Genomic DNA, 24,701 nt, shown 5'->3' on the forward strand with positions numbered 1-24,701 from the left:
TTTGATAATAACGGAAGCAGGGTGTACGGTGTATCCGATTGTCGTTCCGACTCCACGCAGCTTGCGCACCTTTAACTTTTATCTGCTTGAGGAAGCCGGGGCGCTTACTTTGATTGATGCCGGAGTTAACTCCGAAGAGTGCTGGACGGCATTTTTGACAACGATGGCTGTTAATCGATTAGCCATGGAAGATTTGGATCGGATTATCGTTACGCATAGCCATCAAGACCATATCGGTATTATCAATAGAATTACTTTCAATCATGACATTCCGATCTATGCCCATCACGAATCGCTTCACAGGCTAAAGAGAGACAGGGATTTTTTGCAGTTTAGGATTCAATTTTTCGGAGAGTTATATGCATCCATGGGTTGTGGCGAGTTAGGTTTACAGCAAGTGGAAAAATTAAAAGAAGCCGCTTCAATGAACGAGCATCGAATTGTGGGAGACATTGTACCGCTATATGACGGAGACACCGTCGCGGGCGTGCAGGTCATAGAAACCTTGGGCCATTCTCCTGACCACATTGCTCTTTACAATCGAGAGCGGCAATGGCTATTTGCCGGAGATTTGATGATCGGCCATATGTCCAGCAGCGCGCTGATTGAGCCGGATCAGACGGGACGGCGCATGCCGTCTTTAATCCAGCATGTGGCCTCGCTCCAGAAGTGCTTGCAGCTTCCTATGGTGACGGTATTTTCCGGACATGGCGAACCGATTTATCTGTATAAGGAACTTATTTCGAAGAGATTACAGCACATTTATCGACGGGTGAATCGGATTTGGCAGCTGGTTGCTAGCGGGATTTCGATGCCCAGCGAGCTTGGCGTGGCCTTATACAAAAACTTGTATATAAGCGATTTTCCTTTCGTGATGGCGGAGATCATCGGGTGTCTGGATTATTTGGAGTTGCAAAATAAAGTAGGCAAAAAGCGGATTGGCCAAGTATGGCACTATTATGTTATTTAACACATGGACTGATGAATTGTATCTTGAGTACTATAGTTATACTTCTGAATTTTTGGTAAAATTTGGGATGACGGAAACCTCGGGAAGCTCTATAGGGGAACTACAGGCCTCTATAGAGCTGAAAATACATATTTTAAAACGCGAGGGGAACTACGGTACTCTATTTTGACGATTTCAAGTGGAAAACGCACCATGGAGGAGAAATAAGGTCCTGCAGTTCCCGCTCACTGAGGAAACTGGTCGTTTTTCTCTAAATAGCGGACTCCAGTTCCTCTTCACAGAGTATCCATCATGATAAGGACCGTCCCTGACGGTTTTTTTTGTTTCAAAGCGCTTGAATGCTTACAAATAGACGAAATGATGAGGTGAAAAGGACACATCGTGTGGCAGTAAAATTTAATTATAAGGATTAACTCACTTGTGGATCGCTTCGGCAAAAGCTATTTTAAAAGTATAGCTCGCAACGAACGAATAGAGAGGAAGATCGGTTGATGAAGATTATTGTCACAGGAGCGACAGGTCAGTTGGGCAATCTCGTTATACAGCATCTGCTAAAAAAAGTAACGGCAAGCCATATTATCGCGGTTGTTCGCAATCTCGAAAAAGCGGCTGCTCTTGCAGCTCTCGGCGTCGAAGTTCGTCTGGCAGACTACAATGTCCCGGAATCTCTTCAGAATGCTTTTAGACTTGGAACGAAGCTGCTGTTCATTTCCAGTTCAGAATCCGATGATACGCTGCGCGTCGTTCAACATGCCAATGTTGTCAAAGCAGCCAGAGATCAAAATGTACAACATATTGCTTACACAAGCTTCGCCTTTGCCGAGGACAATCCATTTGCTCGTGTTCATCTGGCTACGGAGAATGCGATTCATACGACTCGGATCCCCTTCACTTTTTTGCGCAATGGCGGTTATACGGAATTTTTTATTAACGCTTCACTTAAAATATTTATAGAGAATGGTACAATTTTCACTAATACCAATAATAGGAAAGTAAACTCGGTTAGTCGTAGCGACTTAGCTCTGGCGGCAGCAACAGTTCTGACAGAGGAAGGACATGAAAATAAGCAATATACTCTCGTTTCCAACACTCCGTGGAGTTTTGATGATTTGGCTCATATACTTTCGGAAATCTCCGGCAAAAGCGTGACTCATCAGTCGGTGTCGTATGAGGAGGAGAAGAGCTTGCTTGTTCAGGCCGGGCTGCCGAAATCTTTTGCGGAAACAACGGCTTTTATTTATCGTACCATTGCAGAAGGACAAATGGAGCGTACAAGCGATGATCTGCAACAGTTGATTGGGTGTCAGACTCCTACTAGGGAACTTGTCGAAAAAGCTTTGCAGTAGCATGCCCACTTTACACGGAGGGGGAAATTGCAAATATTCAAAACCATTATAGTATTTATTCTAATCTGCGTGTGTGTTTCTGGATGTAAAAGCAAGACAGTAGAAGAAGCATTTTATAAAAATCATAAAAAAGAAAGTCGCGAAATCGTTTATCAAGGCTCAGTTATGGAAAGGCCCGAAATCAGTAAGATAGATATCATAGATAAGTACAATCAATTGATAGAGGGAACGATCGTTCAAACGAACTGGAAGAGAGTATTTTACAGTTTAGTTGAAATGAACGAATTAAGATTAACAGCGTATGACAAGGACAATAGGATGATCATGGAAATTCCTCGAATAACAACCCGCGATTAGGTTAAAGATAAATTTGGTGGAATCATGCACTAATCGTGTACAAGGATGGAATTCGAGAAATGAACAAAAAGAATATGCAAAACGATGACTTTTTTGATGAGGCTTCTATCATTCAAGGGTTTGATATTGAGCTTAGTGAATCGAATGCGCTGCGTATAGACAGATTGGTTGACGAGTATGAAAAAAGTATTCTAAATCGGGTGGATGAAGAGTACTCGGAAAATACAACGATTTCCGATCGGCTTGCCGATAGCATTGCCAAGTTCGGTGGAAGCTGGACTTTCATCGGTTGCTTCGGTGCAGTGCTGGTCGTATGGATGATTTGGAATACGCTTCCTTTCATCAAACCTCTTCACTTTGACGAGCCTCCATTTATCCTGCTGAATCTATGCTTATCTTTTCTTGCAGCTTTTCAAGCGCCCATAATTATGATGAGCCAAAATCGACAAAGTGCCAGAGATAAACATGAGTCGGTTATCGATTTCGCCATTAATTATAAAGCAGAGCAAGAAATTGATGATATTCAAAAACATCTGCACCGTATGGAGGAAGATGATTTAAATACGTTAGATCAGTTTAATGGCGAGTTGTTGGAGATTAAAAAGCTTCTTGCTTCAATAGAATCTAGGCTTTCTAGACTTGATATAAAGAAAGAAGAATGAATCTGCCGCTAAATTGCAGCGATATTATGAAAAAGCGTAAGGGACGCACCATGTCCCTTACGCTTTTTGGCGTTATATGCGGCCTAACCGCACCATCCGTTCACGGCTATGGTCATGGGAGGTTTTGACAATGCGGCGAACTTCTGCCCAATCTTTAGCGGCAGTAGCTTCATAGAGCGCTTGATTCACACGATTGCCGGAGTAGTGTGGTTCATGCGGTGTGATTTTAAAATTAATGGTGGCATAAAGCACGATTTTATCTATATAAAGCTCCATCATCTTGAGCATGGCACTATTGTTCAGGATGCTGATGAAATAATACGCAAATTGCAGCGTGTATTTGACATAGAGGTAGTAAGCACCTTGCTCTGTCGCTTCCAATTGCAGATCGAGGCATTCCTTGAGCTTCTTCAGGTCCGGCACCTCGCCGTGGGTTTCAATATGCTCCAAGGCCAGCTTCTGAAACGCATACAGAATCTCCATGATATCCATGGCTTCTTTCAAGGAGGGCTCCTTGACCAGAACGCCGCGCTTCTTCAGAGAAACGACCAGTCCGTCGTGCTCTAATTGCGTAATGGCGCTTCGCACCGGCGTTCGGCTCATGTTGAGGGAATCGGCCAGTTCATTTTCAGATAAGAGCGTGCCGGGCATGAACTCTCCCAGCATGATTTGACTATGAATATAATCATAGGCAGTTTGAATCAAGGATACGGAAGCCATATGCTTGCTAGTCCTCTCGCACGATGTTTTGGGGTGGACCCGCGTGTCTACCATGTATCATATGCGATGAAAAGAAGATTTCGCAAGTAAAGCTTTCTTTACAAGATGACATTTCAGCTTCAAAAAGGGATGTCACATTTTGAATCTCCCAGTTGTCTTACTAGTGTTTATGAAGCAAAAAAAAAGGAGATTAAGTAAAATGGCGAAGGTATTGTATATTACAGCTCACCCTGATCACCAGAATTCCTATAGTTTATCCGTCGGAGATGAGTTTATTAAGGCGTACAGAGAAGCTAATCCCCGTGACGAAGTGCTGTATCTTGATCTCTACCAAATGAACATTCCACAAATTGATTCGGATGTCTGCAACGGATGGGGAAAATTAAGCTCTGGCACCTCTTTTCATCAATTGAAACAAGAAGAAAAAGACAAATTAAATCGGATGGGCGAATTGGTGGATCAATTTGTTGATGCGGATAAATATGTGTTCGTCAATCCTATGTGGAATTTTTCATTCCCACCCGTGATGAAAGCCTACATTGATTCGATTTGTGTTGCTGGAAAAACTTTTAAATATACGAGCAATGGTCCTATTGGGCTGTTAAAAGATAAAAAGGCTGTACATATTCAGGCAAGCGGCAATTTTTATGCGCAAGGGGGGCCATTTGCAGAATTTGAAATCGGTCATCGTCACTTAAAAATAATTATGGAATTTTTCGCGGTCCCTTCGTTTGAAGGCATCTTTATAGAAGGCGTTGCTGCAAAGCCTGATCAAGCATCGGCCATTAAAGAGAAGTCCATTCAATACGCTCGTGAGTTAGCTCAAAAATTTTAAAAATTTTGAATTTTTATTCATTTTTATGTATAATAATGCTCTGTTGAACCTACGGAGAAGGAGCTTATTGATATGAAAATAAGTAAACACAATGCGGAACATTATATGTGGGGAGATCAATGTGACGGATGGCATTTAGTTAAAAAGAATGACTTGAGCGTCATTCATGAAAGGATGCCTGCAGATACAGCAGAAGTTAAACATTATCACCAGCAATCGCGTCAGTTTTTCTTCGTTCTGTCGGGTATTGCAACCATGGAAATGGAGGGGGAGGAAGTTGTCCTGCATCCACAAGAAGGAGTCGAAGTTCCTCCCTTAGTCCCTCATCAATTGTTTAATAGATCAAATGAAGACGTTGAATTTTTAGTCATTTCGCAACCAATCAGCAAGGGCGACCGGATTGTCGTCGATTAAGTTAAGTTTAGTTTAAACAATCTTTTCACTTTCCTTTTATTGGGATTAACTGCATACTTAATTTAAGTCTTTGCAGAAAGTATATTTCTAATAAAGAGGGGAGTGGGAACGTGAATACCAATACAAATGTCATCAAAGAGCAATGGAATCAGTGGTCTGATACCTGGTATCAAAAGTACAGATCAGATGAAGCCATCGCAAAAATAATAAATTGTCCCGAGTCGGCTTTTCCAAGCATGACGTATGCTATGATTCAAGAAGCTATGCCAGATATGAGTGGCAAGCGGGTTTTGGTTCCCTCAAGTGGCGATAATCATGCTGTTTTTGCTTTTCATTTAATGGGTGCAAAAGTGACTTCATGTGATATTTCTGAGAAACAAGTAGAGAATGCTTATGAAATTGCGAAAAATAATCATTGGGATATTGAATTCATTTGCGACGATACGATGAAATTATCTGATATTCGTCATAATGACTATGACTTTGTTTACACATCAAACGGCGTTCATATTTGGATAAACGATTTAAGATCCATGTATAAGAACATACATAGGGTACTTAAGCAAAATGGGACCTACATCATGTTTGATATACATCCGTTTATGCGTCCTTTTGGTATCATCGCGAGTAAGTCGTTAACGGTTGAAAAACCATACGATGTAATAGGCCCTTTTGGAGAGATACCAACATATAAGTGGCGAATGCAAGACATTATGAATGCTATCATATCCGCAAATCTTAGCGTTAGTCGTATAGAAGAAATGTATGCGGAGCATGGTTCGTTTTGGGTAGACGACTCGACCGATGACGGGGCACGACCATCAGAACAAGAGCTTGAAGACCACTGCAACTGGCGTAAAAATCCTTTAGCTGCTATTCCTCAATGGCTATCTATAAAAGCAACGAAAGCGTAGTTGATTAACACACAAAAACCGCGTCCTAAAAGGCGCGGTTTTTGTGTGCATCCTGCTGGGAAGGCTATACGATGCTTCCTACATTGTATGATTAATCGCATAGTGCACTTGAACGACGCCGCTGCCGAGCGACTTGAAGTTCAACAATTCCACCTCTTTGTATCGGTATTTCTCCGTATCGATTAATAGATTAAGGCCTTTGCCTTCGAGTACCGGCGCGATATTGAATATGAGTTCATCGACAAGCCCTTGACTTAGGAAAGCATTGTGAAGGTGTGCACCTCCCGAAATGAGGGCAGTTGGATAGCCTTTACTCCGCAGGTAGCTTAGGGCTTCGCTCGGCGAGCCAACAACCGTCACACCGGGGATTTCTTTTACGCTCCCTGATACAACGACGATATCCATATCGGCAAAAGCGTCGCCACCGCCGCTTGCCTGCATCCCTTCAAACGTACGTCTTCCTGCAATGAAATTACCTGCTGCCTGGGCATGTGCTGCAAAATCGGTGAGGGCTTCCTGCTTCGGCGGGTTGTTCGGACCCGATTGCGCGTAGTTTCCATTTCCTGTTAAAGTCGCCCATAAAATTGTTTTCATCCTATAACCTCCTTAGGTTGTTGCGCTGTCCGTTTAAGGACTCTGCGAATGGATGCGGTCACCCGGTCTGGCCGATCTTCCTGCACATAGTGGGAGGCGTCGGCTAACGACTCGGTTTCATTCATTTTCAAATAACTCTGCCATTTGGCCATCTCTTCGGGTGGAAAGCCCGCACTATCTTTCGTCCCCCACAGAATCTGAGTTGGCATATGGGATAGAACCGGAAGTTTCTTCTCGATCTCCTCAAACCAAGGTCGTGCCTTTCGGATCTGCCTCGGGAATACCCAGGTAGGTTTCCGTGATGTTGGCGTTGGGAATGGATCGGTATAGGCCTTTCTCAAGGTATTCGTGACTTTCTCCGTATGATGGATCCCATGTGGAACAATTTTCTTAGCGAAAAAGTTATGCCTTGTTTGCAGCCAATAACCGATTGGCCATCCCCCCATCGCTAACGAAAATAGCTTCATCGCGGGGAGTGTTGCCGGCCATGCCCATGTATTCATAAGGACAATTCCGCGCAAATTCTCATGGTGTTTCACGGCGTAATTGAACCCGATCGGACCGCCCCAATCTTGCACGACTAGTACGAAGTCTCTGAGATCTAAGCGCCGGATGAATTCCGTGACCGCTTCCGAATGCTCCTGAGGTGTGTAGCCATAGCCGGAAGGAGCCCGTGACATCCCGAGTCCTGGGTAATCCAGTGCAATAAGCCGACATTCACCACTCAACTCTTTGATGACATTCCGGTAAAGATACGACCAGGTGGGATTTCCGTGTAGAAGAAGAATGACGGGGCCTTGCCCCTCGTCAACGTAATGAATCATGCCATCGCGATACGGCATCCAGTTGTCCTTAAACGGATACTCCGATGGATCTACAGCAAATGGTCTTTGCATATGTGCCTCCAATCAGCCTTTTCAGGCAAAGTTTAAATGGTATGGATTAAATAACTGAATATTCAGTTTATTGAAATAGTAGAAAGCCCTGATCCTATCGCTTAATCGCCCTGGTTGCGCGCACCACGCAGGGGTTGATATCGATATGAAGTAGAATCTTATATTTCTGCTCTTCAATAAGACTACAGTACTGTGGTACATTTGAAAAGTAGTTACAATAAGGTGCAATAGTTTCACAAAATGAACTATGGAGGAAACGTGCATGTTGGATCGTTCTTGTATCGAAGCCATTGATCCTTTGCTCGAAATCTTGGATGGTAAATGGACACTTCCTCTTTTGTTGGAGTTGTTCGTCGGCACGAAGCGATTTGGAGAGTTGCGGCGAAGGTTGCACCCGATAAGCCCGAAGACATTAACAGATCGACTGAGGGTACTAGAGGAAAAAGGCATTATTACGCGCACGCTATACCCCGGGGTTCCCCTACATGTAGAATATGAGCTAACGGAGCGCGGGTGGGAACTGCAGCCTATTTTTGCAGCTATGTGGGCTTGGGTTCAGGAAAATGACTTAAACGCAAACAAAAAGAACCAGCTTTAAGAGGCAGGTTCTTTTTGTTTGCGTTCATTATGTTTTTCTCCCCAAGCACACATGAATTCTGCTACAGGGACCAATGTTCGGCCATATTCACTAAGCGAATATTCTACTTTTGGAGGGACGGTAGGGTATACCGTTCTTTGGATCACGCCTTCGTGTTCTAAATCACGAAGATGTTGTGTGAGCATTTTCTGGGAGACATCCGGAATTAGCTTTTCCAGATCGTTATACCGCCTGGTTGATTCAACTAAATGCCATAAGATCGTCGGTTTCCACTTTCCACCTAAAACATGAATGACCGTCTCGATGGGACACTCGCGCTGATGAATCATTGATATATCACACCCTTACTTTTAAGTATGTGGCGTACTTTAAAGTGCGTTCTTAACAGAATAATAGTCCCGCTGTACAATAAAGTCAATCAAATAAATTGGAAAAAGGAGACAAAAAAATGAGCACATCGAATTGGGGATTAAAGTCAGTATCGTTTTGGTTAGTGGGGGTTGTTACGCTGTTGATGTTGTTTTTAGGAGTAAAAGGTTTTATCACACCGGAAGCGGCGATTCGGGATTTTGGCCTCCCTCTGCATGATGTTTCTGATAAATATCTTGTTCATATTAAAGCAGATCGTGATCTGTTTATTGGTATCTTCCTGTTAGCTTTAATGGTACTCCGAATGAGAAAAGCAATGCTTGTTGTCATGCTAACTTCTATAGTAATGCCTATTATCGATGCCCTATTGGTAATAACAAATGCCGCAGATAAAACGCCTTCTTGGATCCATATTGTTACCGCCGTTTACGGACTTGTCGTAGGTTGGATGTTATATCGCGAAGAGCAGCGTGCCCGGATCGCGAATACAGAAACAACGATAAGTACGAAAACCGCAACTATCAAAACAATATCCTCATTAGAAGCTTAAATCAAAAGTAGGGGGCCGTACATGTATATTTACCTGTTATTCGTCCATATCCTTGCAGCCGTAACAGCTATGGCTGCTGTCATCTGCTACCCCTTAATTATGAGCAGCGCCAGAACAACAGGTCAAGCCAAGTTCGCGCTCGCACTGTTGGAGAAGACGGCAATCCTCCCTAAACTAGGCGGCACATTGCTGCTGCTTACAGGTTTGGCCCTTGGCTTTCTTGAAACCTCTTTGTTCAAAGAGCTGTGGTATTTGCTCTCGATTGTCATCTTCCTAGTCATTCTCGTCATCTTTGCTGGACTCATTCCGGCGGGCATTAAGCAGCAGCTTACACTGCTGCAGATGACGCAGGGCGATGATTTGCCTGATGCGTACAGGCAAAGTCGCAGGCGATCTGCCTGGTTGGAAGTGATTGCAAATCTTGCTGCATTCATCGTCATTTTGTTAATGGTGTTTAAACCGTAGTGATAAAAAAGAAGAACAGGCTGCTATCTTTACAGATTAGCGACTTGTTCTTCTTTTTTATTGTAGCGAGCGAAAAGCCAGTAATGACGCGGAATTTCACTGAGAAAAAAAGTCTAATTGCGGCAAGAACGCTATTCTCGTAGGCTGTGAGTATCAATTCGAACACCAAGAGAAGCGAGAGGAGGTGTACAATAAAAGAATGAACAGTGAACTCAGTCAACACTTACCGTCGGAACTTGGGTCTCCTGCAACCAAGCAGCGATCCCGGATTTGGGCTATTATGAAACGCGATAAATTTCTGTATATGTTGGCGTTGCCGGGCATTCTGTTTATGATCTTGTTCAAGTATGTACCGATGTGGGGCATCATTATTGCATTTCAGAATTACTCACCGTACAGAGGTGTGTTTGGAAGTGATTGGGTCGGGCTTGAGCACTTTGTCCGTTTTTTTTCCAACCCTGATTTTATGATGTTGTTCCGCAACACGATGGCGATTAATTTGATGAATTTGGTCTTTTATTTTCCGCTGCCGATCATCATTGCGTTGCTGCTGAATGAAGTCATGAGCAAGCCCTTCAAGAAGCTGGTCCAATCCATCGTTTATTTGCCGCACTTTTTGTCCTGGGTCATCATTGTAGGAATCACGATTCTGATGTTGACGCGGACAGATGGATCGATCAACAACCTGCTGGTGTATTTCGGCTTTTCCAAAATTGATTTTTTGACAAACCCGAAATTGTTCTGGATTTTGCTTACGGTGCAATCGATTTGGAAGGAAGCGGGCTGGGGCACGATCATTTTCCTGGCGGCTATTGCCGGGTTGGATACACAGTTATACGAAGCAGCCAAAATCGACGGAGCTAAGCGTTTGCGACAGATTTGGCACATTACGCTACCAGGAATCCGCAGTGTGATTCTTATCTTACTCATTTTACGAATAGGAAATATTATGGATGTCGGTTTTGAACAAGTATTCCTTATGGGGAATGGGGCGGTATCGACCGTAGGCGAGGTTTTCGATACGTATGTGTACCGGCTCGGTATTCAACAAGGTCAGTTCAGTTTCAGTACGGCTGTCGGGCTTTTTAAGTCAGTCGTGGGGCTGGTGCTGGTCGTTATCGCCAACAAGCTGGCCAAACGGTTTGGCGAAGAAGGCGTGTATTAAGGAAGGAGGATGAAGAATGAGAAAGAGCACGAAGGACCTCTTTCCGATTGTTAACTACACGGTGTTGGCTCTTATTGGGCTAGTGACGTTGTTCCCGCTTTATTATGTCGTCGTCGTTTCGTTTATGGATCCATCGGAATACTTGAAGGGAGGGCTCCGGCTGTTTCCCTCTACGTGGTCGCTGGCTTCCTACAAATATTTGCTGTCGACAAAGTCTTTCCTGAATGCCTCGATGATCAGCGGTTTCTTGGCGATTGTCGGCACATTCTGCAGCTTGGTCATTACGGCGGCGCTTTCTTACGCACTTTCGCGAAGAAGAATGCCGGCACGCCGGGCGATTCTGTTGTTAATTCTGCTGACGACGCTCTTCAACCCGGGGATGATTCCACCGTATTTGCTCATTCGCGATTTGCACTTGATCAACAGTATCTGGGCATTGATTATCCCGGTGCTGACGAGCGGCTGGTATGTCATTCTGATGAAGGGTTTCTTCGACAGCATTCCGGATAGCCTTGAGGAAGCGGCTCAGATGGATGGCTGCAATGATATCGGGATCTGGTTCCGAATTATTTTACCCTTATCGCTGCCATCGTTAGCGGCGTTCGGGCTTTTCTATGCGGTTAGCTACTGGAACACTTTTTTCTCGGCTGTGTTATACATGACCGATGCTTCGAAATGGCCGCTGCAAGTTCTGCTGCAGAACATGTTGATCGATTCGTCTACGGCGGCAGGAGGAGGCGCTGCACAGGAGCTGATGAACGAGCAGTCCATTCCTCCGGAGACTTTGAAGATGGCTGCTGTCGTCATTGCGACAGTCCCGATTTTATTTGTTTATCCGTTTTTGCAGAAACATTTCGCCAAGGGTGTCATGGTAGGTTCAATCAAAGGGTAATGAGGCAAATATCCGACTATGGATCAGGGGGTTTTTCATTTGTTACAACGTAAACATGGTATAGTAAAAATTGCAACGATTTTGACGGCGGTCGCTCTAGCCTTAACGGGCTGCGGTGGTGGCGATGCTGCAAAATCTTCCCAGAAAGCGACCGAGATTTCGATCATGACGAACTTCAGCACACCGGAACCGCCGGGCGCCGACAATGTGATCGTCCAGGAAATCGGCAAGCGTACGAATACGAAGTTAAATATTCAATGGGTCTCGTCCAATAACTATGCGGAAAAAACGAAGGTGACGCTGGCTTCCGGCGATATCCCGGATCTGATGTTTGTTCTGGATCCATTCGACCCGCTTGTCATGCAGATGGCGATGGAAGGAGCATTCTGGGAGCTTACGCCTGATCTGGTGAAGGCCTACCCGAATCTGGCCGCCTACCCGTCAGCTGTTTGGCAAAGCTCCAAGATGCAGGATGGCAAAAACTACGGTATTCCTGCGGTTCGCCCAATGGGCGGGTGGTCTTTTATCAATATTCGTAAAGACTGGTTGGATAAGCTTGGTATGAAAATGCCAGAGACGATGGATGAATTGTTCGAAACGATGAAGGCTTTTACATATAAAGATCCAGACGGCAATGGCAAGCAGGACACATTTGGACTGGCTGGTAATCAAGGTTCCTTCCTATTTGAGCCGCTTTTTAACTCGACGCAGGGCAAGTGGAAACTGAAAGATGGTAAACTGGCGCATATTTATCTGGAGCCGCAAACCCGCGATGCCATTTTGTATCAAAAGAAACTGTACGACGAGAAAGTCATTCCCGAAGACTTTGCGGTGCTCAAACTGAGCCAGTTCGAGGATATGGCCAAGTCTAATAAAGCAGGCATGTGGGTTGATACGGTTGAAGCCTCCTGGCGTCCGACAGAAGAACTGCGGAAAACGAATCCAAATGCGGATTTCTTGCCAATGACCTATTTGGTTAGTCCCGAAGGCAAAAAGATGGCGTATCAATGGCGTGGCTTCAATGGTATCTTCCTGATTCCGAAGAAGGTATCCGAGGCGAAGCTGAAAACAATTTTACAATTAATGGACTATGGTTCATCGACGGAAGGCACGGATCTGGCATGGTATGGCTTTAAAGATGTTCACTATACAGAGAAGGACGGCATAAAGCTGGCCACAGAACAGGCTAAAAAGGATATTGTCTCTCAAAGTGCACTGGGTAAAATATTCAGTCGCGACGAGAAGTACCTCTGGGCTTACCGGACGGGGATGCCTGCCGATGTCTTCGAGCGCAACAAGAAAATCGTAGACGCACGGGAACCGTATCTGGTCGGCGATATCGGCAACGGATTATACTCGGAAACGGCGAGCAAATTCGGAGCGGAGATCGATAAGAAGGTAGACGATCTGCGGGTCAAAGTCATCATGGGCAAGGAACCGATCAGCGCTTGGGATGATTTCGTAAACAATCTGTCCAAGGACCAGAACTTCCAGGCCATTATCAAGGAAGTCAACGATTCGTATCAGAAACGGACAGCAGGTAAATAAAAGACTTCAAAATCAACAGGAAGCGGCTTTTCGGGCATTTGCCCAAGAGCGCGCTTCCTGTATGAGCATAAAAGATGGGATGGATGGGCATGAAGAAGCGGCTAGGAAAAGGATTGCTATTATATCGGGGACACGCATTCCGGCGGAGCTTGCTGCTCATTCTGATTGTCACGACCATTCCCACCTTGCTGATTGCAGTCAGCAGTTATTATATCGGTGTCAGCTACATAGAGCGCGAGGTTGAACGGACGCATAAACTGCAGCTTGATTACACGGTCAAGCAAGTGAACGATGCACTTGGACATCTGCAAGTCGGTATGAACCAGTGGACGCTGAATCCGATGAGCGATAAGCTAAGAGGCATTGATTTTAAAGATAATTATGCGTTTAGCAAGGAGTTCTTTGAATCTCTGACTGTTTTGAATAACAGCAGTGCGCTAATTGAGCAGTCCTTTGTGTATCTTGAGAACCCACCACGCCTTATCTCGGATAGCCAAGGTATCCACAAGTTGGAAGAAAGTGGAGCTAAGCCCTACCACGAACTGCTTGCCGTCAAGGAGCGCTTGTTTTGGCGCATGCTCCAAGTACCTGCGCTCGATGGGCTGTTCGTCATTCACAAGCTGCCGGTTATCGGCGAGCCCTTTGGCGTAATCATGGCCCGAATTAACGAGAAGCAGCTTTTAAATTTGGCGGGCTTCGATGCAGGATTGGGCGGTACGGTTTTCATTCTTAATCGAGAAGGAACGCTGCTGTCACGAGATTTGTTTTCGCCTGCCGTTAAAGAGATGAACGAGGCACTCGTTAAGGAGCTAAGCGGGAAGCAGGAAAAATCCTCTTCCTTCCGTTGGAGTTGGGGCAATGAGCTGTACGTAGTATCGACGGCGACGATACCGATTACCGGTTGGGAGCTGGTTTCGGCCGTGCCGATGTCTGAATTTCTGAAACCGATCGTGCTCGTTTCCCGGCTCATTATGGCGGTGGGGTTGATCAGTTTGTTGTTTGTTCTGCTCAGCTCGTGGTACGCATCCGTCCGGCTGGTCCAACCGCTTCATCGGCTTCTCCGTACGCTGATTTCCCCGGCAGGGCCGGAGCCGCTGCTCGTTCCAAAAGACGAGATCCAGTACATCGAGGAGCAATGGCGGAATCTGAGCAGAGAAAGTCATTTGCTGCAGTCCCGGCTGGAAGGGCAGCACTCCTCGCTGAGGACGGGGTTCTTGCTGCAATTGGTGCAGGGCCATCTGCAGCTTTTACAGGAGCAGGAGATTACGCAGCGGATGGAGCAGTACGGATGGGAACCGGAAGGCCAGCAATTTGTCGTGATGGTCGTGCAATTGTTGGGTTTCCACCGGCTGCAAGGTTCCTTTCGCGAGGATGAACAGCCGCTCGTGACGTTTGCGGCGGTAAATATTATTGAAGAGCTGACAGGCAACGACAATGTATCCGTCATGAACTTGCATGACTTATCCGTCGGCTTGTTCACGATGTTTCCCCGGGAGGTGTCTCCTCCTGAGGTGGCTGAACGGCTAAAGCGGATGGCTTCGGAGATTGGCCACAGTTTGCACCGCATTTTGAAAATGGATACGGTCATCGGCCTAGGCCAGCCTGTATCCGCCATCAGCCGCGTTCCGATCGCTTGGGAAGAGGTGCAGCAGGCGCTGCGGCACAGAAAGCTGGATGTGCCGAACCAGATTATCGACTTGAACGAACCGATGAGCGAGCACGCGGATTCAAGATATCCCTTCACGTTGGAGCAGGACCTGGTTCATGCGATGGTGAGTGGTCTGGGCGAAGAGAGCCACCGATTGTTGGGTTTGTTTTTCCAAGAGCTGAAGGCGCATGCGAAGAGGGAACTGCTTTTGCAGCAGGGCAGTCTTAAGCTTTTGGGAGCTGTGCAGGGGGCTTTGATGCAATCGGACGTGATGCAGGCCGGTTCCCTGTTCGATTGGGGCCAGCTTTATGCGGAGCTGTTGGCACTTAAGGACAGTGACGAGATGCAGGTTTGGTATGCCGCTCGAATCGTGGAACCGTTGATGGCGGAGCTTATGCATCATCAGAACGACAGGGCTCGCGACTTGGTTGAGCGAACGGTTGGGATGATTCGTTCGGAATATCAAACGGATATTTCGTTAGACTCCTGCGCTGAGCGCCTCGGCATCTCCTCATCGGGTCTGAGTAAGCTTTTTTTGCAAGTGACCGGCATGTATTTTGTCGACTACTTGACCAAGACAAGGTTGGACCAGGCAAAAGAACTGCTTGTCGGCTCCGAGCTGAAAATGCAGGAGATTGCCGTACAGGTTGGCTATCAACCGACGTATTTTAACCGGATTTTCAAAAAGATGGAGGGCATGACGCCTAAGGATTTTCGCGAACATAATAAACTATAGACCTTAGGGGAAGAAGCAGAACAAATGACAGACCTTAAGAAAAGAAAGGGAGTGGGCGTAGACATGATGATGGAACGCTTGGATCAGGTAAGGGAGACGATTCGCTCGATTGAGCTATATCGGTATGACGTGAACGTGCAGCGGACTTTCAGTCATGGTGCGTGGACCAACCGCATCCACGGATTTATCCGCATTTCAGCGGGGGATCGGAGCGGCTGGGGAGAAAATATTATGGCTGTCAACCGCGAGGAGTTGGATTTGAACGAATGGCTCAGCCCGTTGCAGGATCTGATCGGGATGTCTATCGGGGAAGCGGTACGCACAGTGATGAGCCGGCTTGCGGAGCTGGGCTCCAAGCGTGCCGAGATGGTGGAGACAGCTTTGCTGGATCTTGCGGGGCAACTGCTCGGCCAGTCCTCTCTCGAGCTGTTGGGGTTGGATGGCAAGAAGCCTGTTCCGGGGCTATTCTGTATCCTGGAAAACGACCCGGAGAAGGTACGAGTGAGGGCGCAAGAGTCTTGGGACCAAGGTTACCGCACCCACCTCAAGGTCAAGCTGTTCGGGGACATCGCACTGGATAAAAGGGTCGTTGAAGCAGCCCGTGAAATCATGGGTCCGGAAACGTTCATCGTCGGCGATGTGAACGACGGCTATCGGCCGAAGAAGAGTGAAGATGGCCTTGACGGCATCGTGGCTTCACTGCGCATCCTGGAAGAGGCTGGTCTTAATGCCTGCGAAGACCCGGCGAGCATGACCATGCCGCAGTGGATCGAACTGCAGCGTCGGGCTGGTGCGCTGCAGCTGCTGCCAGACGCGCCTCTCCGCCCCGCGGTTGAGGCTGCACGTACGGTAACGGCGGGCATGGGCGGCATCTACAACATTCACCCAGGCTGTGCGGGTTCTCTCATTCATGCGGTAGAGCTGGCCCGCAAGATCCAAAGTTTTGGCGCCAGGCTCATGATTGGTGATGACAGCTTGGTTGGCCCGGCCTGCACGGTCTGGCAGCAGCTCGCGATCGGCCTGTCGGCCGATTGGGTCGAGGCGCTGGAGAAACCGGGCGAGTCTGACGCCTTCGAAACCTGTGTCATTGCTCAGGTTACATCGAGGACGGCTGACAGCCAGGTCAACCTGCGCAGCGATTCGCCAGGCTTCGGCCTTGTGCTGGACACGAAGCAGTTAAGGTCTGTCTGCCGGGATTACGGGCAGATCGGATTGATTTGACCTTCGTCTTGGTATAGGCGAAGGGAACTGTAGGGTGCTATTTCTTTGAATAGCGCCTTTTTATTTGGTGAAGGGGAACCAGGGGCCACTATTTCTTCGTATTTGGCTATGATTCAGCCAAATGAGGAGAAATAAGGCCCTGTAGTTCCCCTCAGCCAATCCAACCCCCGCTATTCGCCGAAATAGCGGACTGTAGTTCCTCCAAGTTGGCTGAGCAGCCTTGGGGGGGGCGTAACCACACAGACTACATTTTTCTAAAACGAAATATAACCGCAGGCGGAATATCATACCAATCAAATTTACTGGTTGCCTGTTCATCCCTCTCGAAGCTTGGCTCATGCAACCCATCCAGAACAAAACCCGAGCTGAAAAATAAGCTCATATAATAGGATAAAGGCCTATGAAATAGGAGATGAGGAACAGGCTGGCCTTTTATACCTATTGTTTGGCTAGGCTCTGGTGTTAAGTAGGTTGAAATTTGGACACTATTTCTTGTGACAATCTCTCCGTTTCGGTCTTCCGATTCATGTATTTTTCTTGTAGTTGGCGTTTGAAAACAAGGATGCGGGATGGAGAATACGAAAATCCCGCTCTTTTTTAGTAACTGCGAAAGCGCCTTTGTTAAAAAGGTTATATCCGCAATATCCATTAAAGCCATATTAGCTACAGCACCATCATACTTTTCTTTTCCAAGGGTTAGTAATGAATGATAGTTAGTTGCATCAACCACTTGATAATCTATGCGATTTAAATAGTTAGTTGACCTTAATTTTGCTCGCTCGATCATGTTAGGACTATAGTCGAAAGCAACAACCTCAGCGCCTAAATCAGCCAACCTGCGTGAGAAGTTTCCATTGCCACATGCTATATCCAGCAGTATCTGGCCTTCTTTTACTTCAAGAAGTTCTTCCGTCTTCGGTCTGATAATTTCACGATGGAACCGATTGCTGTGTTCACCCATGTAATTATCCCAAAACGCTGCAATCTCGTCCCATCTTGACTGGGAATCGTCCGTCATTTCATTCCATTTGCTCAGAATATCCACGTCCCTTCCACTCATGTTACAGGCTTATCCAACTCTCATAATACCATATGCTGGTATAAATATCCGTTATCTTCTAGAACTCCAACAGCAAATAAAGCCCAAGCGGGATACGCCTGAGCTTGCACTTGCAGTTCTAATCAGTCACGACCCGCCTCGTACAGCTTCTGTGCTACAACGGCAGGTTTTGTGCGGGTATAGGTAAAATGGTCTCCGTCGCCGACGATCAATCGGAACACACCGAGCCGTGAGGACATATGCGGATTCCAGCCGAAGCCTTCTCCTTGTGGCAATACGTTGTCTTGGTAGAAATAGACGTAACTTTTGGGTGTAGGCAATGTATAGAACACTTTGAGATCTAATTTCTCGAAAAGTGGTTTCGCAGGTTCAGGCATGACTCCTGTATAAAATCGTTTGGCTTCCTCCAAAGTTGCCAAATTGACGAATAAATCGCGAAACAGCGGAAATGGAAGCAGGATGGTATCGTCCTTCGATCCGGCTCTGAGCTGCTCGAACCCCTCCCTCGTCTGGGGCGGCAACTCGTCGGCTAGCGACCCGCCGTCTTTCAGAACAAATGCGTCCCAGAAGACGAGGCGTTTGATGCGGTCTGGTATTTGTTCAGCAACCTTCTGGATGACGGTGCCACCGAAGCTGTGTCCTACGAGAACGATATCGCGCAGGTTCAGCTTCGTTATATAATCGACGACAGACTTCGTGATCATCGCATGCGTGACATTTTTGGTCGGATCTGTGCCGTGACCCGCGTATTCCGGCGCATGGACGGTATGCCCCTGACTGCGCAGCACGGCAGCAACGCCGTCCCAGAAATGAGCATCGGCCCAGGCTCCATGCACAAGCACGAAAGAAAGCCGCTGCTCAGGCAGGCGACTGATTCCGTCGGATCGGGCGGCGCTACGCCACGAGAGCCACTCGCTTTCCGCATAGGGGGAATAATATGGCCAGTGGGGAACAAATCGGTAATACGTGTACAAACATCCTTTCAAAATGACATATATCAGCTTATGCCTAATCCGCTCACGTGGTGTCTAAGACAGTTTTGTGTGATTTTACACCAGTTCTGTTCCTAGAATCTATGCGGACTATCACGTACAATTGGATTTGTAGGACTTGGAAATATTTTGTTAAAGGGGTATTAATGGGTTCGGTTAAAGAATAGAAAAAACAGAAAAGATCAAGTTGGTAGGATCTCCAGGAGGGAAATATATGTTTAAGTTGGGTTTAATGGGTTGTGGAGTTGTTGCAAATTACGGGCATATTCCGTCAATAATGGATTCGTCTACATTTGAATTAACGGCTATTTATGAACCGGTTGTTACTCGAAAAGAAGAGCTGCAGAAGAAACATCAGGTTGAAGTTTTTAGTGACGTAGAGCTGTTCTTCCAATCCGGAATTGATGCCGTTGTCATTACATCACCGGCGCCTTCCCATTATCAAAATGTTCGCGACGCCGCACGTTATGGAAAGCATGTCTTATGCGAAAAACCATTGGCTATGGATGACGAAGAGGCTGCAGAGATGATCGCTTTGATGGAAAAAGCGGGCTTAATGCTGTTTACAGCCTTTGACTATCGATTTAGTCCCGTTGCTCAGATGATCAAAACTATCGTTGAAAATAAGAGCATCGGTGACGTTCGCTCACTGAGGCTAAGTTATATATGGAATAATCATGGGAAATATGTCAATGATGATCAGGTTCCTCCACAGTTAAACCTGAGACGTGCAAACCGAATGGTCGAAGGCGGACCTATGGTTGACTGTGGTGTGCATCAGATTGACCTTGCAAGATGGTGGTTGAATTCGGATGTGCAGCTTCAGCATTCGGAAGGGGCCTGGGTGGACGAATATGAAGCTCCAGACCATATGTACCTCCATATGAAGCATGCTAACAAAGTGCATACGATGTTGGAAATCAGCTATTCTTACTGTTTTACGGCCAAAGAACCGGTGTCACATTTTATCTATGAACTGATTGGGACTGACGGAGTTATTCGTTATGATCGTGAAGCCAAAATATTTGAAATGCGGAATGCATCCGGCACGATCCGGTTTCCTTATGCGTCAGAAAAGAATTTCAAGGGCATGTACGAGGCTTTTGCTTTATCGCTTGAGACTGGTCAAACGGGAGATATGCCGACTGGACTGGACGGGCTAATTGCAACCCGGATCGCTCGCAGGGCAACGAATGAGCTCATTCAAAAAAATGCGTTGGTGCAAACAAGCGAGTAACAGAAAGCCTCCGTAGAATATAAAAAAGTGCTCTTCAGCAGCGGAAGGGCACTTTCTCACTTTCTTACATTAAACGAGTGATACAGGTTTTTGTATTCGCTTTTTTCGAAATTCGGAAGGCGTATACTCGTTATAGCGCTTGAAAATACGAATGAACATATTGACATTCGGGAACCCCGATTGAACACCAACATCGGCAATACTAAACGATTCGGTAAGCAGCAGATGCTCAGCTGTTTTTATGCGTCTCAAATGAAGATAATCGACAAAGGACATGCCGATACATTGCTGGAAATATTTGATGAAATAGTGATACTCCAAATGTACGAGATGGAGCACATCCTGAATGCGAATCGGATTTCGATAATTGATTTCAATATAATCCAATACGGGCTTGAGACGCTGCCAATCTGCAGGTGAAAGGGGAGGCGAAGAGGGAGCATGACGAATGAGCAGGGAGAGCAGCTGCTTGAAGGCGCCACTTATCGCCAGTTCGTAGCCAGCCTCCATACGGCTTGCTTCTTGGTACACTTGGACTAACAGCTGAAACATCGTTTCTTTGACGGATGGGTTGTTAGCCAGCACCTCATTCATACGATCCAGCGGTTCCGATAATTCCAGCAAAATAGGCGAGAAGTCCTTGGTATACTGATCTAATTGTGCAAGGATGTCCAATTGCAGTACAATTTGTTTGACTAACTTTTGTCTTCGGGTACGGTGCAACCGAGAGGATCCGATAATTAATAGATCCTGATCTTGTAATTGATAAATCTTGTCAACCGTTTCAACTTGCATGGAACCTTCAAATAAGAGAATGATTTCTATTTCTTTATGATAATGCCACATATTCCAAGGTAACGAAGGCAGTGGCTCTAAAGTAATGTCCCATATTTTGTAACGCAGCAAGGGATGATGGTAATTAACGTGTTCATTTTTGGCGTTTTCTTCCAAAGTTGTCCCTCCAACATGTTTAATTATAAGGCTGTAAGGCGACATGTAAGTAAGCGCTGCCATGATTTTAACATAGAACGAGGGATATCACAAAGTGAAAAAGGGCAAAAAGAGGACTACCGATTCATTACTATCGGTAGTCTTCTTCATTTACTTGGTTATTTTTGCAATTCCCATAAAGCTGGAGTGACCGTTGTTGTCCAAGTGTAGATGGACTTATGGGACTGCAGACATTTGTAGGTGTGCCCATTTTAGGTAACGAAAGTGCCTTTTGTATAAGAGGTATTTGTCGCCCAAGCAGCAATCGCCGGAGCTTCGCCTGCAGCTGTTGTTCCGCTGACCGTGCTGCCAGCCGACTGATTACCTGCCGCATTGATTGCGTAAACTTTAAAGTTATATGTTGTATTCGCTGCCAGCCCGGTTACGGTATAAGAATCCGCTGTGGCTGAAGTTGTTGTGACCAGCGTGGAACCCTTATAGATTCTGTAGCCTGTTACCCCAACGTTATCGGTGGAAGCCGTCCACATCAACATCATGCTGGATGCTGTAGGTGCTCCCATGATATGAAGACCTGCCGGTGCGGTTGGCGGGGTAGTGTCTATTGCCGGCGGCGCTGTCGTTGTAATGCCCAGGCTGTTGCTTGCTCCGGATTCGTTGCCTGCTGCATCAAAGGCTTTCACCGTAAAGGTGTAAGCGGTGCTCGCTGTAAGTCCCGTTACGGTATAGCTGGTTCCGGTCACATTCGCGACAAGCGTAGAGCCTTTATAGACTTTGTAGCCTGCTACGCCAACATTATCGGTTGAGGCTCCCCACGACAAAGCTACACTCGTTGCGGCTGCTGTACCTTTAAGCGAAGTTGGTGCTGTTGGCGAAGTTGTATCTACCGGATTGGTACCTGAGAAATTAGCATCAATTACGTTATAAAAGGCATTGCCGGTATCTGCAATTTCCCATACAGCTAAGATGACTTGATACCCGCTGCGCTGAGGCACATGACAAGTATCCGTGTGACCGGATGCGGGTTGTGCATTGTTATAGGCTACTGAGCAGAACGGTGTCAAGTCAAAAGAGTTTCGGCTGAGAGGGGCATTTGGGTCCCAATTTGATTTCGTGATGTAGTACTTCCAGCCTGTTGTTGCGTGATTTGCGGTAAACGTCCAAGTGAAGGAATTTGTTCCACTAGCCATGTTCACTTTGGTCCAACGAGTAGCCAATTGTTGGTCAAGCTCGGGAAATTTGCCGCCGGCACTGGCAATTTGGCCGTCTGCAGGTCCTGCAGCAGGGAATCCCTTTGGTGCTTCCAAACTCTGTAAAGGAAATACTTGGATTCCTCATGAGTAGAGCAGTCTTTTCACAGTGGCTTTAAGCCGGCTTAGAGCTTTTTCAGTACTTCAAAAATTCGCAAGTCATTGATGGTTTGGATAACCATTGCGGAATCAGACATTTGGAATTTCTTGAGAATGGAATTTATTTGTTTCTTAATGGTTTCATACTCGACAAATCGCTCTTCGGCAATTTGCTTCCTTTTCTTGCCTTCGCATAGTAAGCGGAGGACCTGCAGTTCGCTTGGCGTAAGCTCTGAAATGATCTGAATAATATTCAGCAGGCTGTTCTCTGCTCGCTTCACGCGCGCAAATTCTTCACGGATTTTCTCAGCAATCATCGGGCGGATCGGGGAAGCGTTCATGTAGGCGGCGCGTATGGCTTCCATAATTTCGACGTCCGTAGCGGTTTTTAACAAATAGTCCGTAATGCCTGTCTGGAAGGCGGCAAAGATGAAGTTTTCATCCTTGTGAACGGTGAGTACGATAATTTTCATCTGGGGATATTTATCGTGAATGATTTTCGCTGCTTGAATCCCCGCGAATTGGGATTCCATCTCAATATCCATGAGAATCACATCCGGTTGATGCAGCGCAGCTTGAATAACGGCGTCGTGCCCCGAGGAAACACGCGCCACACAGGCAAAATCATCATGTCCGGCGAATGTCCTTTCCAACCTTCGAAGGTGAGCTTCCATGTCATCAGCGATGAGAATACGGATAGGTTGATATGTCATTGTACAGGATCTCCTTTCGTCAGCTTTTAGATCATCGGCAAGTAGACTGTAAAGGTCGTTCCGACGTCTTTCTTGCTCTCGACGACGATCTTCCCGTCGTGTCCAATGATGATCTTATGGCAATAGGACAAGCCAATGCCCCAATTATTAACCGATGCTTTGGTGGTGAAAAAAGGATCGAAAATGGCCTCCAAATGCTCCTCGGCGACGCCGGGACCGTTATCGGTAATCCGGATGAGCGCCCATCCGTTTTGCTGGCTGCGTTCGACCACAATGCGGCCGTCATTCCGAAACAGGAGCGATTCACTGGCATTGAGGAGCAGGTTGTAGATGGCTTCAGTCAAATGCTTGAAGTCAATATAACAATTAGCGGGCAGTGTGTCTGGCGAATAATCGACTTGGCAGCGGCTAGCCTGTTCGTTCAAGCGGTCAATCGCCTGCTGAACCGGAAGATCGATAGCCATCGGTTGGAGATTCAGGCTTATATTTTTTAGTTTATCAGCGGCATCGTTAATGCTGGCGAGTGCCGACTGCGACGATCGTAAGATGAGATCCAGACTATACTGGGATTCGCTGTCCGCCTGATGGCGTTCTTTCAGATAAGCTGCCTCGGACTGGATGCCGATCAAATGATTTTTGAGGGCATGTGTAAAAGCGCGTGTACCGAGCGTTGCCGTGTCGATGCTTTTATTAATTTGAATATCGCGGTTTTTGCGGTAAATCTCGATGGAATTAAACTTATACACCAGGTAAATCATCAAAAACAAAATTAAATAGATGGCAAATGGAAACACAGGCAGAAGGATCGACTGATAGCCAAGAGGAGGCTGCAGATAGTTGAAATAACCTTTCAAATACGTTTCTTTAACCAATACTTTTGGCGCCCAGGAAAATATAAACAGATGGATGACGACGAGCGGAATAAAGAGCAGGACATGATACAAGGTTAAATTTTTGATAAACTTAATTTTCGGATAATTCAAATAATAGTTGATCAGTAGGCCAAAAGCAACAAAAAGTATGAGGTAGCGAAGGCTCTTTATAACCATTTCCATCACACGAAAGAACATTAAGCTATCAATCTGATTGCTTAGGGCGATGTGAAAAGAAGGGTCAAAGTAGGTGGTCTCGATAATAAAAAAGAGTAAGATACCTCCATAGCCGATCCTTTGGTTCCATGGGCTTAAGCTGCGGGTGAAGGCAATGGCGAAGCCAAGCAGCGAGCAGTAGAACAACCCAACGCCGATATTCAGCATGCGAATAAGCCAATCGGGATTAAATTTGGTCAAAACCAAATAATTCCAGGTGCCGGGACTGAAATCAAAGAAGGTGTGAATGACATTGAAATAGTAATTAAATTTACTCAGGTACAACGTAAAGGCTACAAAAGAAAGCACCCAGCCGATGATGATGCCGTACATGAAGCGAGTTGACGTATGATTTAGCTTTTTGTACGTGAACAATATGGTAAAAATAAGCAGTACAAGAGTAACGAACAGCAT

General features: G+C 46.2%; 26 protein-coding genes and 1 pseudogene. 16 read left to right on the forward strand and 11 right to left on the reverse strand.

What is annotated here, in order from left to right:
• Position 1 precedes the first annotated feature (1 nt).
• The 4 genes from AC3WTJ_RS04050 (at position 2) to AC3WTJ_RS04065 (ending at position 3,335) form a co-directional block, all read left to right on the forward strand.
• Positions 2-970: an MBL fold metallo-hydrolase gene (locus AC3WTJ_RS04050; RefSeq protein ID WP_492520679.1), complete on the forward strand. Its 969-nt coding sequence runs from the start codon at positions 2-4 to the stop codon at positions 968-970.
• A gap of 491 nt (positions 971-1,461) precedes the next feature.
• The gene (locus tag AC3WTJ_RS04055; protein ID WP_492520680.1) at positions 1,462-2,316 is read left to right on the forward strand and encodes an SDR family oxidoreductase; all 855 of its coding nucleotides are present in this window, start codon (positions 1,462-1,464) and stop codon (positions 2,314-2,316) included.
• A gap of 27 nt (positions 2,317-2,343) precedes the next feature.
• Positions 2,344-2,673 carry an EexN family lipoprotein gene (locus AC3WTJ_RS04060; RefSeq protein WP_492520681.1) on the forward strand — a complete coding sequence of 110 codons (330 nt, stop codon included), beginning with the start codon at positions 2,344-2,346 and terminating at the stop codon, positions 2,671-2,673.
• Between the two features lie 59 nt (positions 2,674-2,732).
• Complete coding sequence (locus AC3WTJ_RS04065; RefSeq protein ID WP_492520682.1) at positions 2,733-3,335, forward strand: DUF1003 domain-containing protein; 603 nt, start codon at positions 2,733-2,735, stop codon at positions 3,333-3,335.
• A 72-nt stretch (positions 3,336-3,407) separates the two neighbouring features.
• On the opposite strand, the gene AC3WTJ_RS04070 is transcribed toward AC3WTJ_RS04065, so the two are convergent.
• Positions 3,408-4,055: a GntR family transcriptional regulator gene (locus AC3WTJ_RS04070; RefSeq protein WP_492520683.1), complete on the reverse strand. Its 648-nt coding sequence runs from the start codon at positions 4,053-4,055 to the stop codon at positions 3,408-3,410.
• Between the two features lie 199 nt (positions 4,056-4,254).
• Between AC3WTJ_RS04070 and AC3WTJ_RS04075 the strand changes: the two genes are divergently transcribed.
• From AC3WTJ_RS04075 to AC3WTJ_RS04085, 3 genes are all read left to right on the forward strand, one after another.
• Positions 4,255-4,890 (forward strand): FMN-dependent NADH-azoreductase, encoded by a 636-nt coding sequence (locus tag AC3WTJ_RS04075; RefSeq protein ID WP_492520684.1) that lies wholly within the window; start codon positions 4,255-4,257, stop codon positions 4,888-4,890.
• A gap of 72 nt (positions 4,891-4,962) precedes the next feature.
• Positions 4,963-5,304 carry a cupin domain-containing protein gene (locus AC3WTJ_RS04080; RefSeq protein ID WP_492520685.1) on the forward strand — a complete coding sequence of 114 codons (342 nt, stop codon included), beginning with the start codon at positions 4,963-4,965 and terminating at the stop codon, positions 5,302-5,304.
• 110 nt (positions 5,305-5,414) lie between these two features.
• A complete protein-coding gene (locus tag AC3WTJ_RS04085) occupies positions 5,415-6,218 on the forward strand; it encodes a class I SAM-dependent methyltransferase (protein WP_492520686.1) in 804 nt (267 codons plus the stop codon).
• Positions 6,219-6,296: 78 nt separating this feature from the next.
• On the opposite strand, the gene AC3WTJ_RS04090 is transcribed toward AC3WTJ_RS04085, so the two are convergent.
• Together AC3WTJ_RS04090 and AC3WTJ_RS04095 are read right to left on the reverse strand one after the other, a co-directional pair.
• A complete protein-coding gene (locus tag AC3WTJ_RS04090) occupies positions 6,297-6,812 on the reverse strand; it encodes a dihydrofolate reductase family protein (protein ID WP_492520687.1) in 516 nt (171 codons plus the stop codon).
• Complete coding sequence (locus AC3WTJ_RS04095) at positions 6,809-7,708, reverse strand: alpha/beta fold hydrolase (protein ID WP_492520688.1); 900 nt, start codon at positions 7,706-7,708, stop codon at positions 6,809-6,811. Before AC3WTJ_RS04095 ends, AC3WTJ_RS04090 begins: the two co-directional genes overlap by 4 nt.
• A gap of 262 nt (positions 7,709-7,970) precedes the next feature.
• On the opposite strand from AC3WTJ_RS04095, the gene AC3WTJ_RS04100 reads away from it, so the two are divergent.
• Positions 7,971-8,306, forward strand: a complete 336-nt coding sequence (locus AC3WTJ_RS04100; protein ID WP_492520689.1) for a winged helix-turn-helix transcriptional regulator — start codon at positions 7,971-7,973, stop codon at positions 8,304-8,306.
• Here AC3WTJ_RS04100 and AC3WTJ_RS04105 read toward each other — a convergent pair.
• Entirely contained in the window at positions 8,303-8,635 is a 333-nt protein-coding gene (locus AC3WTJ_RS04105; RefSeq protein WP_492520690.1) for a winged helix-turn-helix transcriptional regulator, read from the reverse strand. The two genes, AC3WTJ_RS04100 and AC3WTJ_RS04105, sit on opposite strands and share 4 nt — an antisense overlap.
• Positions 8,636-8,754: 119 nt before the next feature.
• Between AC3WTJ_RS04105 and AC3WTJ_RS04110 the strand changes: the two genes are divergently transcribed.
• From AC3WTJ_RS04110 to AC3WTJ_RS04140, 7 genes are all read left to right on the forward strand, one after another.
• Positions 8,755-9,225 carry a DUF4267 domain-containing protein gene (locus AC3WTJ_RS04110; protein WP_492520691.1) on the forward strand — a complete coding sequence of 157 codons (471 nt, stop codon included), beginning with the start codon at positions 8,755-8,757 and terminating at the stop codon, positions 9,223-9,225.
• Positions 9,226-9,246: 21 nt separating this feature from the next.
• Entirely contained in the window at positions 9,247-9,690 is a 444-nt protein-coding gene (locus tag AC3WTJ_RS04115; RefSeq protein ID WP_492520692.1) for a DUF2269 family protein, read from the forward strand.
• A gap of 199 nt (positions 9,691-9,889) precedes the next feature.
• On the forward strand, positions 9,890-10,855 hold the full coding sequence (locus AC3WTJ_RS04120; RefSeq protein ID WP_492520693.1) for an ABC transporter permease: 966 nt from the start codon (positions 9,890-9,892) through the stop codon (positions 10,853-10,855).
• 16 nt (positions 10,856-10,871) lie between these two features.
• Positions 10,872-11,747: a carbohydrate ABC transporter permease gene (locus AC3WTJ_RS04125; protein ID WP_157318610.1), complete on the forward strand. Its 876-nt coding sequence runs from the start codon at positions 10,872-10,874 to the stop codon at positions 11,745-11,747.
• 39 nt (positions 11,748-11,786) lie between these two features.
• A complete protein-coding gene (locus AC3WTJ_RS04130; protein WP_492520694.1) occupies positions 11,787-13,295 on the forward strand; it encodes an extracellular solute-binding protein in 1,509 nt (502 codons plus the stop codon).
• Between the two features lie 89 nt (positions 13,296-13,384).
• Positions 13,385-15,679: a helix-turn-helix domain-containing protein gene (locus tag AC3WTJ_RS04135; RefSeq protein ID WP_492520695.1), complete on the forward strand. Its 2,295-nt coding sequence runs from the start codon at positions 13,385-13,387 to the stop codon at positions 15,677-15,679.
• Between the two features lie 63 nt (positions 15,680-15,742).
• Entirely contained in the window at positions 15,743-16,900 is a 1,158-nt protein-coding gene (locus tag AC3WTJ_RS04140; RefSeq protein WP_492520696.1) for an enolase C-terminal domain-like protein, read from the forward strand.
• A gap of 244 nt (positions 16,901-17,144) precedes the next feature.
• On the opposite strand, the gene AC3WTJ_RS04145 is transcribed toward AC3WTJ_RS04140, so the two are convergent.
• Positions 17,145-17,945: a class I SAM-dependent methyltransferase gene (locus tag AC3WTJ_RS04145; protein WP_492520697.1), complete on the reverse strand. Its 801-nt coding sequence runs from the start codon at positions 17,943-17,945 to the stop codon at positions 17,145-17,147.
• A gap of 137 nt (positions 17,946-18,082) precedes the next feature.
• A complete protein-coding gene (locus tag AC3WTJ_RS04150; RefSeq protein ID WP_492520698.1) occupies positions 18,083-18,934 on the reverse strand; it encodes an alpha/beta fold hydrolase in 852 nt (283 codons plus the stop codon).
• Between the two features lie 232 nt (positions 18,935-19,166).
• On the opposite strand from AC3WTJ_RS04150, the gene AC3WTJ_RS04155 reads away from it, so the two are divergent.
• Positions 19,167-20,189 (forward strand): Gfo/Idh/MocA family protein, encoded by a 1,023-nt coding sequence (locus AC3WTJ_RS04155; RefSeq protein ID WP_492520699.1) that lies wholly within the window; start codon positions 19,167-19,169, stop codon positions 20,187-20,189.
• A 69-nt stretch (positions 20,190-20,258) separates the two neighbouring features.
• Here the strand turns inward: AC3WTJ_RS04155 and AC3WTJ_RS04160 are convergent, their stop codons facing one another.
• The 5 genes and pseudogenes from AC3WTJ_RS04160 to AC3WTJ_RS04180 form a co-directional block, all read right to left on the reverse strand.
• A complete protein-coding gene (locus tag AC3WTJ_RS04160) occupies positions 20,259-21,140 on the reverse strand; it encodes an AraC family transcriptional regulator (RefSeq protein ID WP_492520700.1) in 882 nt (293 codons plus the stop codon).
• 158 nt (positions 21,141-21,298) lie between these two features.
• Positions 21,299-21,379: pseudogene (locus tag AC3WTJ_RS04165) on the reverse strand (carbohydrate-binding protein); the annotation flags it as partial.
• A 12-nt stretch (positions 21,380-21,391) separates the two neighbouring features.
• The gene (locus tag AC3WTJ_RS04170) at positions 21,392-22,444 is read right to left on the reverse strand and encodes a lytic polysaccharide monooxygenase (protein WP_492520701.1); all 1,053 of its coding nucleotides are present in this window, start codon (positions 22,442-22,444) and stop codon (positions 21,392-21,394) included.
• A gap of 68 nt (positions 22,445-22,512) precedes the next feature.
• The gene (locus tag AC3WTJ_RS04175; protein ID WP_492520702.1) at positions 22,513-23,199 is read right to left on the reverse strand and encodes a response regulator transcription factor; all 687 of its coding nucleotides are present in this window, start codon (positions 23,197-23,199) and stop codon (positions 22,513-22,515) included.
• A 26-nt stretch (positions 23,200-23,225) separates the two neighbouring features.
• Positions 23,226-24,701, reverse strand: coding sequence for a sensor histidine kinase (locus AC3WTJ_RS04180; protein ID WP_492520703.1), 1,476 nt, complete (start codon positions 24,699-24,701; stop codon positions 23,226-23,228).

It is taken from the genome of Paenibacillus sp. FW101-FHT12H11, from assembly GCF_058790355.1.